Origin of the sequence: Gordonia alkaliphila (genome assembly GCF_039542465.1) — a bacterium.
Taxonomy (GTDB): domain Bacteria; phylum Actinomycetota; class Actinomycetes; order Mycobacteriales; family Mycobacteriaceae; genus Gordonia; species Gordonia alkaliphila.
Map to the genome: position 1 here is coordinate 351,133 of NZ_BAABIE010000003.1, position 15,114 is coordinate 366,246.

Annotated in this window: 12 protein-coding genes and 2 pseudogenes; 9 read left to right on the forward strand and 5 right to left on the reverse strand. The window is 69.5% G+C overall.

The window, feature by feature from the left end; genetic code table 11:
- Nucleotides 1–5: 5 nt before the first annotated feature.
- Nucleotides 6–1,607: a glycerol-3-phosphate dehydrogenase/oxidase gene (locus ABD989_RS05430; RefSeq protein ID WP_345312700.1), complete on the reverse strand. Its 1,602-nt coding sequence runs from the start codon at nucleotides 1,605–1,607 to the stop codon at nucleotides 6–8.
- Nucleotides 1,604–2,242, reverse strand: coding sequence for a TetR/AcrR family transcriptional regulator (locus ABD989_RS05435; RefSeq protein WP_345312701.1), 639 nt, complete (start codon nucleotides 2,240–2,242; stop codon nucleotides 1,604–1,606). Before ABD989_RS05435 ends, ABD989_RS05430 begins: the two co-directional genes overlap by 4 nt.
- Nucleotides 2,243–2,282: 40 nt before the next feature.
- Here ABD989_RS05435 and ABD989_RS05440 point away from each other — a divergent pair, with 40 nt between their 5' ends.
- Nucleotides 2,283–3,884, forward strand: coding sequence for an FAD-binding oxidoreductase (locus tag ABD989_RS05440; protein WP_345312702.1), 1,602 nt, complete (start codon nucleotides 2,283–2,285; stop codon nucleotides 3,882–3,884).
- A complete protein-coding gene (locus tag ABD989_RS05445; protein WP_345312703.1) occupies nucleotides 3,881–4,807 on the forward strand; it encodes a diacylglycerol/lipid kinase family protein in 927 nt (308 codons plus the stop codon). The genes ABD989_RS05440 and ABD989_RS05445 overlap by 4 nt, the downstream gene beginning before the upstream one ends.
- On the opposite strand, the gene ABD989_RS05450 is transcribed toward ABD989_RS05445, so the two are convergent.
- Nucleotides 4,758–5,753: a quinone oxidoreductase family protein gene (locus ABD989_RS05450; RefSeq protein WP_345312704.1), complete on the reverse strand. Its 996-nt coding sequence runs from the start codon at nucleotides 5,751–5,753 to the stop codon at nucleotides 4,758–4,760. The two genes, ABD989_RS05445 and ABD989_RS05450, sit on opposite strands and share 50 nt — an antisense overlap.
- A 44-nt stretch (nucleotides 5,754–5,797) precedes the next feature.
- Here ABD989_RS05450 and ABD989_RS05455 point away from each other — a divergent pair, with 44 nt between their 5' ends.
- Complete coding sequence (locus tag ABD989_RS05455) at nucleotides 5,798–7,099, forward strand: TrpB-like pyridoxal phosphate-dependent enzyme (protein WP_246993024.1); 1,302 nt, start codon at nucleotides 5,798–5,800, stop codon at nucleotides 7,097–7,099.
- 66 nt (nucleotides 7,100–7,165) lie between these two features.
- On the opposite strand, the pseudogene ABD989_RS17730 reads toward ABD989_RS05455, so the two are convergent.
- Nucleotides 7,166–8,741, reverse strand: a pseudogene (locus ABD989_RS17730) (MFS transporter).
- A gap of 173 nt (nucleotides 8,742–8,914) precedes the next feature.
- Between ABD989_RS17730 and argG the strand changes: the two are divergent.
- From argG to ABD989_RS05495, 6 genes are all read left to right on the forward strand, one after another.
- Nucleotides 8,915–10,333: an argininosuccinate synthase gene (gene argG, locus ABD989_RS05470; RefSeq protein WP_246993021.1), complete on the forward strand. Its 1,419-nt coding sequence runs from the start codon at nucleotides 8,915–8,917 to the stop codon at nucleotides 10,331–10,333.
- Between the two features lie 207 nt (nucleotides 10,334–10,540).
- Nucleotides 10,541–11,185, forward strand: coding sequence for a helix-turn-helix transcriptional regulator (locus ABD989_RS05475; RefSeq protein ID WP_345312706.1), 645 nt, complete (start codon nucleotides 10,541–10,543; stop codon nucleotides 11,183–11,185).
- Complete coding sequence (locus ABD989_RS05480; RefSeq protein ID WP_345312707.1) at nucleotides 11,182–12,369, forward strand: sensor histidine kinase; 1,188 nt, start codon at nucleotides 11,182–11,184, stop codon at nucleotides 12,367–12,369. The genes ABD989_RS05475 and ABD989_RS05480 overlap by 4 nt, the downstream gene beginning before the upstream one ends.
- The gene (locus ABD989_RS05485; protein WP_345312708.1) at nucleotides 12,366–13,406 is read left to right on the forward strand and encodes a hypothetical protein; all 1,041 of its coding nucleotides are present in this window, start codon (nucleotides 12,366–12,368) and stop codon (nucleotides 13,404–13,406) included. The genes ABD989_RS05480 and ABD989_RS05485 overlap by 4 nt, the downstream gene beginning before the upstream one ends.
- A gap of 139 nt (nucleotides 13,407–13,545) precedes the next feature.
- The gene (locus ABD989_RS05490; protein ID WP_345312709.1) at nucleotides 13,546–14,235 is read left to right on the forward strand and encodes a LuxR C-terminal-related transcriptional regulator; all 690 of its coding nucleotides are present in this window, start codon (nucleotides 13,546–13,548) and stop codon (nucleotides 14,233–14,235) included.
- Between the two features lie 102 nt (nucleotides 14,236–14,337).
- Nucleotides 14,338–14,757, forward strand: coding sequence for a DUF5663 domain-containing protein (locus ABD989_RS05495; protein ID WP_345312710.1), 420 nt, complete (start codon nucleotides 14,338–14,340; stop codon nucleotides 14,755–14,757).
- A 119-nt stretch (nucleotides 14,758–14,876) separates the two neighbouring features.
- Here the strand turns inward: ABD989_RS05495 and ABD989_RS05500 are convergent.
- A pseudogene (locus tag ABD989_RS05500) lies at nucleotides 14,877–15,114 on the reverse strand (IS1634 family transposase); the annotation flags it as partial.

Below are 15,114 nucleotides of genomic sequence, written 5' to 3' on the forward strand. Positions count from 1 at the left end.
GCGGCTCAGTTCACCTCGAGTGAGGCGAACACCTGCTCGGCCGCCGGGGTCGCCGCCGTAGCGACCGTCGGCGTCAGCGACAGTCGGGTGCGGCGTTCGAGCAGATCGGCCGTGTCCAGGGCGCCCTCGGCGAGCGCGCCGAAGAGCAGTTCCGCGCCGGTGATCTCGGTGTCCGGGGCCACCGGCGCGGCCAGCGCGGGGTCGGCCTCAGCCAGCGCCAGCACCGCGGGTGCCTCCAGGCCGTACTTGGCGACGAGGCGGTCGGGGGCGGACACCTGCGCCAGCGTGCCCGGGATGTTCGGGCCGGTCGGTGCACCCACCAGCGGCAGGGTGCGGGTGCGGCAGGCCTGGGCGGTGAGCCCGGAGGCGGCGAGGGCGGCGTCGACCGCGTCCTCGGCCATCCGCCGGTAGGTGGTGAGCTTGCCGCCGACCACGGTGACCAGACCGTCCGCGCGGGTCAGCACGGCATGCTTGCGGGAGACGTCGGAGGTCTCACCGGCGCCCGAGTCGAGCAGCGGCCGCAGCCCGGAGAAGGTGCCGAGGACGTCGTCGCGGGTCAGCGGCGTTCCGAGCGCCAGGTTGATGGTGTCGAGCAGGAAGTCGATCTCCGACTCGTCGGCCTGGGGGACGTCGGGGATCTCGCCCGGAGTCTCTTCGTCGGTCAACCCGACGTACACCAGGTTGTCGGCCTGCGGCAGTGCGAAGACGTAGCGGCCGAAGTGGCCGGGAACCGGGACGGTGAGGCCGGCGCGCAGGCCGCCGAAGCTCTTCTGCGAGAACACCAGATGGGTGCCGCGGCTGGGGCGCAGTGAGATCTCGGAGTCGATTTGCCCGGCCCAGACGCCGGTCGCGTTCACCACCGCGGAGGCGCGGAGGGTGAGCACCTCGCCGGTGAGATCGTCGGTCACGGTGACCGACGTGCCGGTCACGTCCGAGGCGGTGGCGTGGGTGAGGATCGTCGCGCCCAGTCCGGCCGCGGTCCGCGCGAGGCCGACCACGAGGCGGGCGTCGTCGTTCAGCTGCCCGTCCCAGTTCAGCAACCCGCCGCGCAGTCCGTCGCGGGCGACGGTGGGTGCCAGCGCGGTGACCTTCTCGGCCTTGATGCGGCGCGACCGGTTCAGGGTGCGCGACGGCGTGCGCGCGGCGATGCGGAGGGCGTCGCCGGCGAGGAAGCCGGTCCACGTGAGGGCGGTGTCGAAGAACTTCATGCTCGGCAGCAGCGGGACCACCTGCGGCAGGGGGTGCACCAGGTGCGGGGCGATCCGGCAGATCAGCGAGTCGCGTTCCACCGCGCTCTCGTAGGCGATGCCCACCGCGCCGGAGGCGAGGTAGCGCAGGCCGCCGTGGACCAGCTTGGACGACCAGCGGCTGGTGCCGAAGGCGAGGTCGCGACGTTCGATGAGCACGGTGGTCAGGCCGCGGGCGGCGGCGTCGAGTGCCACGCCGGCGCCGGTGACGCCGCCGCCGATCACCACGAGGTCGACCGAGGGCGACTCGGTCAACCGGCGCAGGTCCTCGGCGCGGCGCGCCGGCGACAGCAGGGTGGCCGTGTCGATGGCGGGGTGCACGGCGAGCGCCTCGGCGGGCGACTGGGGTGAGGAGGTCATGGGCGCAAGTACCTTTCGAGCAGGTCGGTGAGTTCGGCGTCGAGCATTTCGGTATCGGGGTCACCGTGGTCGTCGGTCACGAAGACCGGGCCGGTGAGGGCGAACGACCAGGCCATCTGAAGCACGGTCGCGGCCATCCGCGACGGTGTGCCCGCGCGGATCTGTCCGTAGCCCTGGGCGACGGTGATCAGGGCGGTGAGGTCGGTGAGCTGTCCGTGCGAGGTGCGGCCGCCGCGCTGAATCAGGTACGGCGTCAGAAACTCCGGATCGAGTTCGATGATGCGCTGCAGCAGGGGGTGTCGTCGTGCTTCGCGCACCAGGTGCACCAGGGCGTCGATGAGGGCGTCGCGGGAGGGCAGGTCGGGCCCGCTGATATCCAGGCGGGCCGCGGCCGCCACGCGCTGGAACTCGCGGGTGGTGACCTGTGCGGCGAGTGCGGTGACGTTGGGGAAACGTCGGTAGAGCGTGGCGCGGGAGACCTCGGCGGCGCGAGCGACGTCGGCCATGGTGGTGCGGCGGATGCCGATCGTGGCCATGAGCTTGGCCGCCGCATCGAGAATGACGTCCTCACTGATCGCGTTGGCGGCCGTACGTCGAGCGGGCGAACCGTCGTCGTTGATTTGCTGCGACACCATATGTCACACTGTATCAGCAAATCCGACACGGGAGAACACCATGACGCGCAGTGAGATCGATGTCGACGTCGTCGACTTTCAGCCCGGCCGCTGGGGCAATCCGGCCGAGCCGATGCACCTTTCCGAGTCCGTACTCGGCGCCCTCACGATGCTCGGCATCTCCGAGTCGGCTCCCGCCGCGGTCGAGCCGGTGCTGCCCGCCACGCGGATCGACGACGACACCGTCGCCGCCCTGACGGCCACCGGCGCCGTGGTCGCGACCGACGACGCCGACCGCCGGGCCCGCCTGCGCGGCTTCTCCACCCCCGACTTGCTGAAGTTCCGCGAGGGCGACGGCAGCGACGCCCCGGACGCGGTGGTCGCGCCGACCACCGCCGATCAGGTGACCGCGGTGCTGGCGGTATGCGCGGACCGCGGCCTCACCCTGAACCCGTTCGCCGGCGGCACCTCGGTGACCGGCGGCATGGCGCCGGGTCGCGGAAAGCCGGTGATCAGTCTCGACCTGCGGGAACTGACCGGGCTGCTCGACTTCGACGGGGTCTCGCAGATCGCCACCTTCGCGGCCGGCACCCGGCTGCCGGACGCCGAGCGCCTGGTCGGCGAGCGCGGCTTCGAGATCGGTCACTTCCCGCAGTCCTACGAGGGCGCCACCGTCGGCGGCTGCGCCGTGACCCGGTCGGCCGGTCAGTCGTCGATCGGCTACGGACGCTTCGACGAGATGGTCGTCGGCCTCACCGTGGCCACCCCGATCGGCACCGCCGAGATCGGCACCGCGCCCAAGTCGGCGGCCGGCCCCGATCTCCGGCAGCTCTTCCTCGGCAGCGAGGGAGCGCTCGGCGTCGTCACCGCCGTGCGGGTGCGCGTGCATCCGGTCCCGGCCGTGCGCCGCTTCTACGGCTGGCACTTCCCCGACTTCGCCGCCGGCGCCGCCGCGATGCGCGCGATCGCCCAGGGCAACGTGCGTCCGACGGTGCTGCGCCTGTCCGACGAGGCCGAGACCGGCCTGAACCTGGCGAATCCATCCGGCGCGGGCAGCGCCTCGTCGTCCGGTCCGGTCGGCGGCTGCCTGATGGTGGTCGGCTTCGAAGGCGACGAGGCCGACGTGGACTGCCGCGACACCTACGTGAGCGCCCGGATCGCCGACCTCGGCGGCACCGCGCTGGGCACCGAGCCCGGCGAGCACTGGCGTCTCGGCCGCTTCCGCGGCCCCTACCTGCGTGACCCGCTGCTCGACGCCGGCGCACTGGTGGAGACGCTGGAAACGGTCACCTTCTGGTCCAACATCGACCGCCTCAAGGCCGACGTGACCGCTTCGATCACCGAGACGCTCGGCGCGGCCGGTACCCCGGCGGTGGTGATGTGCCACATCTCGCACGTCTACCCGACGGGCGCCTCGCTGTACTTCACCGTGATCGCCAAGGCGCTGGAAGACCCGCTGGCACAGTGGGGCGCGGCCAAGCGCGCCGCGAACGCCGCCATCCGTGCGGCCGGCGCGTCGATCACGCACCATCACGCGATCGGCACCGACCACCGGGAGACCTACCTGCAGGAGATCGGCGAGGTGCAGGTCGCGGCGTTGCGTGCGGTCAAGAACGCGATCGACCCCGACGGGCTCCTGAGTCCTGGGATCCTGTTGCCATGAGCACCGGGCAGGGTAGGACCGAGCGGGGCGAACAGCCCATCGTCGCGGTGATCAACCCCATCTCCGGGGGCGGTGCCGCGCACAAACAGTGGCCCGCGGTGGCGGCGGCCTTGGCCGAGCGGGGATACACCGACATCACCGAGATCGAGTCGCAGAGCTCCGCGCACGCCACCGAGGTGGCCGCCGCGGCCGCCGCGCGCGGTGCGATCACCGTCGCCGTCGGCGGTGACGGACACATCCGCGACGTCGCCGAAGGCGTCCTGCACACCCCGGGTGCCCGCCTGGGGATCGCCGCCGCCGGGCGCGGCAACGACCTGGCGCGCCACCTCCGTCTGCCGGAGGATCCGGTCGAGATCGCCGCGGTGATCGCGAACGGCGTGTACCGGATGGTCGACGTCCTCGATGTGGAGGTGCCGGACGGTTCGTCGCACGTGGCGATCGGCAATCTCTACGTGGGCCTGGACTCGGTGGCCACCGAGCTGATCAACGATCTGCGGTGGATGGGCCCGCTGGCCTATCGCGTCGCGCCGGTCCTCACCGCCCTGCGGTGGAAGCCGATGAAGGTTCGCCTGAGGATCGACGGCGAGGTGCGCGACGAACTCGCCCACTTCGTGGTGGTGGCCAACTCCGGCGACTACGGCCACGGGCTCCGCATGGTGCCGACGGCGTCGGTCGACAGCGGCCGGTTGGAGGTGCTGATCGTGCACGGCCACGTGCACTCGCTCCAGTTGGCGCCGCTGATGAAGGAGGCCAAGGTCGGAGCGCACGTGGGCCGCGAATACGTCGAGATCGTGTCCGCCTCGCACGTCGAGTTGATCGGCGACGCCGACCTCCCGGTGCACACCGACGGCGACTATCTCAGCGCACCGCCGGTCAGCGTGTCGATTCGTCCCGGGGTGCTGCCGATTCTGGTGGCCCGCTGATCCGCAGCACCACTTTTCCGTGCGAGCCGGAGAGCGCGACCAGTTCGAGTGCGTCGCGGGCGGCGCGCAGGTCGAAGGTGCGGGCGATCGGTACTTCGAGTGCGCCCGCGGCGAGCAGGTGGAGCAGCTCGCCGCGGACGCCGTCGCGGAACGCGGCGCTGTCCGGCTGACTGCCGGACAGGAAGACCAGGCCGTGCTCACTGGCGGCGGGCGCCGCGGCGACGGTGATGATCCGCGCCCGGTCGGCCACCAGTTCCAGCCTGGTCGCGATGGCCTCCGGCGTCCCGGCGCAGTCGAGCGCGGCGGTGATCGGGCCGGGGGCGACGGCGCGGATGCGTGCGGTCAGACCGGGACCGTAGGGCACCGGGATGCCCCCGAAGCGGCGCACCGCCTCCTGCCGCTGCGGTCCGGCGGTGCCGATCACGACGACGCCCGCGCGCCGCGCCAACTGCAGCAGCGTGGTCCCCACCGCGCCCGAGGCGCCGTGCAGCACCACGGCCTGCCCGGCCGTCGCTCCGCAGCGGTGCAGTAGTTCGGCCGCCGTGCAGCCGGCCAGCAGCAGTCCGGCGGCGGACTCGTCGTCGACGGTCTCGGCCAGGACGAAGGCGTCCGCGGCCGGGAAGGTCAGCGCCTCGGCGTAGCCACCGTGCACCCGGAACGCCGCGACCCGTCGTCCGAGCGCGGCAGGCCCGTCGGTGCCGCAGCCAAGTCGTGCTCCGGGGCCCACCGCGGTCACCGTCCCGGCGATCTCGTAGCCGATCGGCATCGGCAGCAGGGCGGGATCGGCGGCGCGTCGCACATGCTTGAGATCGGCCGGATTCACCCCGGCGGCGGAGATCGCCACGGTGATCTCCCCGGGGCCGGGAGCCGGGACCGCGCGCTGATCGAGGACGAAGTCGTCGAGCCCGGTGAAGCCGTGCGCCATCCATGCCGCTGCAGTCGTCATATCCCCAAGTGTGGCCGATCCCACTGCCCATTACAGTGACTGCCATGACTAGCAATGTTGACGCTTCCAACCCCGAGCTGGTGACGGTGGACGTACCGACGCACTGGTACAACCTGGCCGCCGAGCTGGATACGCCGATCCCGCCGCACCTGCACCCGGGCACCAAGGAGCCCGTGGGGCCGGAGGATCTCGCTCCGCTCTTCGCGTCGGGTCTGATCGCGCAGGAAGTGACCGACGAGGTCTACGTGCCGATCCCCGAGCCGGTCCGCGAGATCTACAAGATGTGGCGGCCGTCGCCGCTGCTGCGTGCCCGCCGTCTCGAGGAGGCGCTGAACACCAAGGCGCGCATCTACGTCAAGTACGAGGGCGTCAGCCCGGTCGGCAGCCACAAGACGAATTCGGCTGTGGCGCAGGCGTATTACAACAGCCTGGACGGGGTCAAGAAGCTCACCACCGAGACCGGCGCCGGTCAGTGGGGCAGCGCGCTCGCCTTTGCCGGCGCGCAGTTTGGGGTCGACGTGGAGGTGTGGCAGGTCCGCGCCTCGTACGACTCGAAGCCCTACCGCGGCTTCCTGATTCGCACCTACGGCGGCACCCTGCACCCGAGCCCCTCCGACCTCACCGAGGCCGGCCGCGCGATGCTCGCGAAGGATCCGCACACCACCGGCAGCCTCGGCATGGCCGTCAGCGAGGCCGTCGAGGTGGCCGCGCAGAACCCGGACACCCGCTACGCGCTCGGCAGTGTGCTGAACCATGTGGTGCTGCACCAGAGCGTCATCGGCCAGGAGGCCGTCGACCAGCTGTACGCCGTGGAGCCCGGCGGCGCCGATGTCGTCTTCGGTTGTGCCGGAGGCGGATCCAACCTCGCGGGTCTGGCGTTCCCGTTCCTGCGGGAGAAGATCCACGGCCGCAGCAACCCGCGCATCGTCGCCGCGGAGCCGAGCGCCTGCCCGTCGATCACGCAGGGCGAGTACCGCTACGACCACGGTGACGTGGCCGGCCTGACGCCGCTGCTGAAGATGCACACGCTGGGCATGGATTTCGTGCCGGACCCGATCCACGCCGGCGGTCTGCGCTACCACGGCATGGCGCCTGCGCTGAGCCACACGGTGGAGCTCGGCCTGGTGGAGGGCATCGCCGTCGACCAGCACGACGCCTTCTCCGCGGGCGTGCAGTTCGCCCGGACGCAGGGGATCGTGCCCGCGCCGGAGTCGACCCACGCGATCGCCGCCTGCGCCGCGCACGTGGCGAACAGCGACAAGGAAGAGGTCGTCGTGATCGGCCTGTCCGGCCACGGTCAGCTCGACCTGCCGGCCTACGCGGACTTCCTCGACGGCGGCTTCTGACCTTTCCGGTCCAGCAAGCACTCGACCCCCGGCCCATCAGGGCCGGGGGTCGAGTGCATCAGAGGGTCAGGAGACCGTCGCCGGAACCGGATCCGGCTCGGGGGCATCCTCGTCGTCGGCGATCGGATCCTCCGGCGCCTTGCGCGAGGCGAACCACACCGCCACGGACGCGGCGAAGCCGAGGAACAGGAAGATCGACGTGGCGTAGAGCGTCCACCGGGTGGCGTCGGCGAAACCGTCCGACAGGGCCCGGACCACGGCTTCTTCGCCGCCGTGCTCACGCAGCGCGGTGATCACACCGCCCGCGGAGCTGCGCGTGGCCTCGGCCATCGCACCGGCGGGACCGGACAGCGAGGTCAGGAAGTGCCCCAGGCCGATGGACAGCACCGAGCCCATGATCGCGGCGCCGAAGGCCGAACCGATCTGCCGGACCGTGCTCTGCGTGGCCGAGCCCTGGCCGGACGCGTCCAGCGGGATGTCGCGCAGGACGGTGCTTGTCAACTGGGCCGAGGCCAAGCCCAGACCGGTGCCGTAGATCAACAGGATGCCGGCGATCATCCACACCGACGAGTTCGCGTGAATGGTGAGGCCCAACGTGATCACGCCGATGAACTCCAGCAGGACGCCCACCAGGACGGTGCCGGCCGCGCCGATCACCGCGGCCACGTGGCGGGCCATGGCGCCGGAGAAGAACGCGCCCGCGGCCATCGCCGCCAGGACGTAACCGGCCGTCATCGTGCCCAGGCCCACCGCGTTGATCAGGTAGAGCGGCAGCACGAAGATCAAACCGAACTCGCCGATGGCGATCATCATCGCGGCCACATTGCCCCAGCTGAAGGTGGGGATGAAGAACAGGTTCAGGTCGAGCAGAGCGGCACGTTGATTCTGGGCGCGGTGACGCTCCCAGAACATGAACAGCACGAGCGCCACGATCGAGATCAGCAGCGCCACCGGGACAATCGAGATCGGCATGTCCCGCGACCACGTGAAGCCGAGGATGTGCAGGTCGCCGATGGGAGCCGCGACGCTGCACCGGCGAGCGGGTCTCGGGGACCACGATGAAGGCGGCGACGATCAGCACGAGACCGACCGGCACGTTGACCCAGAAGATCCACTCCCACGAGAAGGAGCTGGTGAGCCAGCCACCGAGCAGCGGGCCGAGCGCGGCCGCGCCGGAGATCACGGCGCCCCACACGCCGAAGGCAGCGGCGCGGGCCTTGCCGCGGAAGGTGTCGCTGACCGTGGCCAGCGTCGACGGCAGAATGCACGCGCCGCCGATGCCCTGGAGGACGCGGGCGCTGATCAGCAGTTCGGCGCTACCGCTGAGGGCGGCCCAGGTGCTGCCGCCGATGAACAGGGCGATACCGATGATGAAGATGTTCCGGCGACCGAACCGGTCGCCGAGTGCTGCGGCGGTCAGCAGCAGGGCCGCGAGCACGATCGCGTACAGGGAGTTGATCCACTGTCCGTCGGTGAGGTCGAGGTGGAGGTCGTCGATGATGGTCGGCAGCGAGACGGCGACGATGGTGCCGTCCATCACGATCATCGCCAGACCCAGCGAGAGCACGCCGAGCGCCCACCAACGGCGGGAGCCCTGCAAGTGCTCCGGGGGCTCCGGCGCAGAATTCTGGACAGTAGTCATGACTAGGACGTTAGTCGGGCACGACCTATCTTCTCATCCATCGAAAGACGGAGGATTGTACGTCGGATACTACGGAACGTCTATGCGCTATATGCAGGTGTCGAATCGTGCGCTGACCAGGGACGTGCCGACTCGGTTTCAGTTGCGGCGGGGAGGGCCTCTATCCTGGTTCTATGTCGAAAGTCCTGAGCTCGCTGCCCATTGGTGAGCGTGTCGGTATCGCCTTCTCCGGCGGCCTTGACACCTCCGTCGCCGTCGCGTGGATGCGCGAAAAGGGCGCGATTCCCTGCACCTACACCGCCAACCTCGGTCAGTACGACGAGCCGGACATCGATTCGGTGCCCGACCGCGCGCTGGAATACGGGGCTGAGCTCTCCCGCCTGGTCGACTGCCGCGAGGCGCTGGTCGAAGAGGGCATCGCCGCCCTGCAGTGCGGCGCCTTCCACATCCGCAGCGGCGGGAAGACCTACTTCAACACCACCCCGCTCGGGCGTGTCGTGACCGGCATGCTGCTGGTGCGCGCCATGAAGGACGACGGCGTCAACATCTGGGGCGACGGTTCCACCTACAAGGGCAACGACATCGAGCGGTTCTACCGCTACGGCCTGATGGCGAACCCGAACCTGCAGATCTACAAGCCGTGGCTCGACGCCGACTTCGTCGAGGAGCTCGGCGGTCGCACCGAGATGAGCGAGTGGCTGCAGGCGCGCGACCTACCGTACCGCGACTCCGCTGAGAAGGCGTACTCGACCGACGCCAACATCTGGGGCGCCACCCACGAGGCCAAGGTGCTCGAGCACCTGGATCAGGGCATCGACATCGTCGAGCCGATCATGGGCGTGCCCGCGTGGCGCGAAGACGTCGAGGTGATCACCGAAGAAGTCACGGTCACCTACGAGCAGGGTCGTCCCGTAGCCATCAACGGTGAGCGTTTCGCCTCGGCCGTCGACCTGGTGATGAAGGCCAACGAGATCGGCGGCCGCCACGGACTCGGCGTCTCCGACCAGATCGAGAACCGCATCATCGAGGCCAAGTCCCGCGGCATCTACGAGGCCCCGGGCATGGCGCTCCTGCACATCACCTACGAGCGCCTCGTGAACGCCATTCACAACGAGGACACCGTCGCGACCTACCACAACGAGGGTCGTCGTCTAGGCCGCCTGATGTATGAGGGCCGCTGGATGGATTCGCAGGCGCTCATGCAGCGTGAGGCGCTGGTGCGCTGGGTGGCCTCGGCGATCACCGGCGAGGTGACCGTGCGGCTGCGTCGCGGCGACGACTACCAGATCGTCAAAACCTCCGGTCCGTCGTTCAGCTACCACCCGGACAAGCTGTCGATGGAGCGCGTGGGCGATTCGGCCTTCGGCCCGTCCGACCGCATCGGTCAGCTGACGATGCGCAACCTGGACATCGCCGACTCGCGCAGCCGACTCGAGCAGTACGCCGCGATCGGCATCGTCGGCGGCGCGACCGCCGACCTCATCGGTGAGCTCTCGGAGGGTGGCGCGGACGCCATCGCCGCCGGCCAAGGTCCCGAGGACGCCGCCGCGGAGATGCTCGACCGTGCGGCCATGGAGTTCGGCACCGACTGATCGACGGCGCGGCGCGCCCGCGAACCGACATCGCGCCCCGGGACTTCCTCGCGAAGTATCGGGGCGCAGTCGTCACTACGGGTGGTCGCGGGGTACGACTACTCGCTCCAGCGCGCTGACCTTGATGTCCTCCTAATGGAGGACATGGTGCGGGTCTACTCGCCGGTGCCGCATATGGGCAATTGCTGTGGTGTTCAATCTACTTCTATGGGCAAACGAATCGGGTTCGTCGAAGACCATCAATCGATGGTGCTCGGCGTCGGCGCGATGTTCGCTGATCGGCCCGAGTTGGAGTTGGTGGCGTCGTCGGACACCGTGCCGGGGTTGCTGACTCAGCAACCGGAACTCGATCTGGTCCTGTTGGATCTGCGGTTGTCCGACGGCTCGTCGCCCACGGCGAACATCGAAGCACTGCATGCGGCGGGTCATTCGGTGCTCGTCTACACCTGTGCCGAGAACCCCTATCTGGTTCGCCTGGCCGCCAAGGCCGGAGTGTTGGGGATCGTGCGGAAGTCGGCACCGGTCGAGCTGGCGCTAGACGCCATCGTCGCGGCCGCCGACGGCGAAGCGGTGGTCACCACCGAGTGGGCCGCCGCCGTCGACGGCGATCCCGATCTGGACGCGGTGAACCTCAGTCCGCGTCAGCAGGAGGTGCTCGCACTGTATGCCTCGGGAGAGAAGGCTGATCGGGTCGCGCGCCTGACCGGGCTGTCCACCGAGACGGTGAACGACTATGTGCGTCGAATCCGGTCCAAGTACGCGGCGGCTGGGCGACCAGCCGGAACGAAAGTGGACCTGTATCAGCGCGCCGTCGAGGACGGGTTCCTGCCGATCCCCGAGCGTGGTCGGTGACGTCGGACCTCCGGGCGGCCCCGCGCTGGGCCAACCTGGACCGTGTCACCCGATTGTTCGGGCTCTTCGTCGGCGTCGGCTACCTCGGGTATCTGCTGATGCTTGCGGGTCCCATCGCCGACTTCGCGTCACGCATGGCCGGGTGGTGGACGCCGACGATCGTGGTGATCGTCTTCGGCCCGGGCCTGCTCCTCGTGGTCGTGGCTCGTCGACGACCGATTCGGGTCCTGAAGGCGGTGTCGACGACCGCCGCGCTGACCTATCTGGCTGCCCTGGCGTCATGGGCCTTCGCTTGGACGGGTCCGAGTCTCTCCCTCTCCGAAGGGGGCTGGCTGGGCGCCTTTCCCGGTTTGGCGAGTCTGGCGGCAGTGGTCGCGTGGCCGGTGGGGTGGGCGGTGCTGCACCTGGTGGTGGGATCCACCGCGGTTCAGTTGATCAATTACGCGGCGCGTGACGGGATGTCGCCGACGACGCTGCTCCTCGAGATCGTGTTCTCCATCGTGTTCTCCAGCATCTTCCTCGGCGGTGCGGCGATGGCGCTGCGCACCGGACGCGTGCTCGACGACACCACCGAAGCGACGCACCTGGAGGCGTCGACGACAGCTGCGCAGGCGGCGCGGGCGGTGGAGCGCGAGCGCATCGATGCGCTGATCCACGACAGTGTGATGGCGACGTTGCTGGCCGCCTCGCGGCCGGATGGCCACGGCAATGTTCCTGAACTCGCCGCGCAGACGCTGGCTGAGCTGGATGCCATCGTGACCCATGGTGCGAACGACGGCTCGTTCACGCCCGGGCAGGCGCTGGTCTACCTCCGCGGTGCTGCGGCGGACGCCGACGTAGGAGCGGAGTTCGCGGTGCGTGCCGACGCGGACGACGCGACGCCGATTCCCGGCGCGGTGGTCCGGACGCTGGGGGCCGCGGTCGCCGAGGCACTCCGCAACTGCGTGCGGCATGCCGGACCCGCGGCGCGGCGCACCATCGAGGGAACGGTCGGATCCGACGCGCTCGTGGTGCTCGTCCGGGACGACGGCGCGGGGTTCGACCCGGCGCGCGTGCTGGCGCAGCGGCTGGGCATCGCCGTCAGCATCGTCGGCCGCATGGCGAGTCTGCCGGGTGGCTCGGGCGCCGTCGAATCCGCCCCGGGTGCGGGCACCGTGGTTCGGCTCGGATGGGAGCGCGAGTGAGCGAGACGGCAACGACGGCCGACGAGGTCGGCGACATCCGGGAGCTGATGGGACTGCGGACACCGGCCGCCGCGGTCATGGTCGCGTTCTTCATCGCGACGTTCAGTCTGGTCGGACTGATCACTGCGCCCCAGGGGCGACTCTGGCCCCAGGCAGTGGCGTTGACCCTGATCGGTGTGGCCGCCCTCGGATTGATCCGCGCGCCCAGCGATCCGCTGTCGGTGCCGTGGACGGCCTTCGTCGCGCTGGCCGGGCCGGTGGCCGGAGCGATCGTCTACCCGCAACTGGACGTCGACGACCTCATCTCGTTGCAACTGTGGCCGCCGACGGCCGCCACCGGCCTCGCCGCCTATCTGTGTGTCCGCGGGCGGGTGTGGTCGGCGTGGGCGTCGCTTGCCGCGACGGTCGGTTTGTTTGTGGTGTGGGCCGAGGTCGCCGGGAAGGGCGTGGGCTTCGCTCTCGGCGTGACCTTGGTGAACTTCGCGCCCCTGGTGATGGCCACCTTCTTCGCCCGTACGATTCGGCCCGCGGCGCGGGACATCTTCCTGCTGCGGCAGGCCTCTACCGCGGAGGTGGCCAACCAGGCCGCGTTGCGCGCAGTCCGCGAGGAACGCGACCGCCAGCTTCTCCGACTGGATGCCCGGGTACGGCCACTGCTGGAGCGTCTCGCGATGCCGCAGGAGATCACGCCCGCCGACCAACTGGAGTGTGGGCTCGTCGAAGCCGGTCTACGCGACTCGCTGCGCGCCCGCGCCCTGGACACCCCCGAGGTGCTCGACGCCGCTTGGCGGGCGCGTGAGAGAGGCGTGGAGGTAGTGCTTCTCGACGATTACGGGCTCACCGGTGCGCCAACGCAGGTCCGGGCACGCATCCTCGAGAACGTGATTCCCGCACTGCAGGACGCCGCGCAGGGAACCGTCACGATCCGCATCCTTCCGCCTGGTCGGCAGGTGTTGGCGACGATCCTCCACGCCGACGGCGATCACATCGTTCGTGCCGAGTATGACCAGAAGGGCCACTTGGCTTCCGCGAGATGAGGCCCCACCGTCCCAGTTCGGGTGACGCCGGAACTGTTGTCAACGCTTTGGACGACGCTGAGATTTGTGTCTACGACGTCGCGTCGTACCGCCCTAGCGTTTGTCATCGGAAAGTAGGACAAAACGGTGGGAGACAATGGTGTCTGACGAACGTGTCGAGCAACGGGTAGGTGTGTGGGCGTCCAGCCCGTGGCAGCGGGAGATGCTCACCGCATGGGTGCTCGGCGCCGGCTATCGGGCGGTGGTCGTCGATCTCCTCGACCCCGTCACCGACCTGCCCCCGGTGATTCTTGCTTGCGGAGGCGATCGCGCGCTCGACGCGGAACTGTCGTGGTCGACCGCCTCGCGGGTGTTGGTGATCGGCGGTGACGAGTCGGCAGCGGTCCTGAGCGGCTTCCGGCACCTGCCGGATGCGGACGGGGCGGCGGATCTGGTGAGTGCTCTGCTGATCGCCACGCTGGGAGCGCCGACGGGCCGCGTCCAGATCTCACGCCGTGAGCGTGAAGTGCTGACCACCTACGTGCTCGGCGCCACGGTCGACGAGACCGCCGACGAGCACTTCGTTGCCGCGAGCACGGTGCGGACGCACTACCGCCGCGCCACCCAGCGATACAGCGCCGCCGGCCGGCCGGTGCTGAACAAGACCCAACTGCTGTTGCAGATGATCGCTGACGGCTGGATCGAAGTGAACGGCGGCACGGGCGCGTCCACCCCGGTCGGGACGGCGCGCGGACGCGTCCATCGCAAGCGGGTCACTGCATCCGACGGCGGGCTGCGGAGGCGCTCCCCGCTCGCCGCGGGCCTGCCGCTCGACGCGCGCGTTCCGTAGACGGGGTGCCGTCGTCTCGTTCGTGTACTACCGCCTGCCGTGTGGGGAAACGGTAGGAATGGTGGGCGGCAACACAGGCCGCGGACGAAGGAGAACGAGACGATGGAACTGAACGACGACTTCTTGGCCGAGATCGGGCTGGGCGATCTTCCCAAAGAGCAGCGCAAGCCCTTCCTCGAGCAGGTGTACTCGACGCTCGAGCAGCGGACCGGCGAGGCGCTGTCCGCAGGGCTCACCGATGCGCAGCTGGCCGAATTCGAAAGTCTCGTCAACCGCGATGGCCCGAAGGTCGCGGCCTGGTTGGAGAAGTACGCACCGGACTTCGCCACGGACCCGCTGTACCTCAAAGTGCGAGACGCAATGGGCCCGGAGGCGAGCGACTCCGATGTTGTCTGCGAGTATGCGGCGGGGCAGTGGCTGCATATCAATCGGCCGAACCACAAAGAGGTCGTGACGCAGATCTTCGCCGACATCAAGGGCGAGATCATCGCGAATCGGGACAAGATCCTCGGTATCGGCTGACTGGGGCGTCGTGACCCGCGGCATCGAGGTCGCCACGGTGTTGAACTGCCGCGAGTATCTCGGTCCGCAGTTCGTCACCGTGCGCGTGGTGCCGCCGGTCAGGCCTGAGTTGGACCTCTTTAGTGCCTGGATTTGAGGGCGTCGAGGATCGCTGTGGCGTCGGCGTCGAGTGGCGTGCGGGCGGTGATTTGGTGGCCGTTGACGTCAACGACGACGGTGTGAATGCGGCGTAGGTGTTGGATGATCTTCTTGATCGAGTAGCCGGTCGCGTTCTGAAGGTCGCGGGCGATCGCGAGGGCGGCGAATACGATGGTCAGGTGGGCTTCGATGGAGTCGCGGCGGCGGTGGAAGATTGGT

Excerpts from the sequence above, each read along its gene's own strand:
- ABD989_RS05495 (WP_345312710.1), top strand. The coding sequence starts at position 14,338 with ATGGAACTGAACGACGACTTCTTGGCCGAGATCGGGCTGGGCGATCTT.
- ABD989_RS05435 (WP_345312701.1), bottom strand. The coding sequence starts at position 2,242 with ATGGTGTCGCAGCAAATCAACGACGACGGTTCGCCCGCTCGACGTACG.
- ABD989_RS05450 (WP_345312704.1), bottom strand. The coding sequence starts at position 5,753 with ATGACGACTGCAGCGGCATGGATGGCGCACGGCTTCACCGGGCTCGAC.
- ABD989_RS05430 (WP_345312700.1), bottom strand. The coding sequence starts at position 1,607 with ATGACCTCCTCACCCCAGTCGCCCGCCGAGGCGCTCGCCGTGCACCCC.
- argG (WP_246993021.1), top strand. The coding sequence starts at position 8,915 with ATGTCGAAAGTCCTGAGCTCGCTGCCCATTGGTGAGCGTGTCGGTATC.
- ABD989_RS05455 (WP_246993024.1), top strand. The coding sequence starts at position 5,798 with ATGACTAGCAATGTTGACGCTTCCAACCCCGAGCTGGTGACGGTGGAC.
- ABD989_RS05445 (WP_345312703.1), top strand. The coding sequence starts at position 3,881 with ATGAGCACCGGGCAGGGTAGGACCGAGCGGGGCGAACAGCCCATCGTC.
- ABD989_RS05440 (WP_345312702.1), top strand. The coding sequence starts at position 2,283 with ATGACGCGCAGTGAGATCGATGTCGACGTCGTCGACTTTCAGCCCGGC.
- ABD989_RS05475 (WP_345312706.1), top strand. The coding sequence starts at position 10,541 with ATGGGCAAACGAATCGGGTTCGTCGAAGACCATCAATCGATGGTGCTC.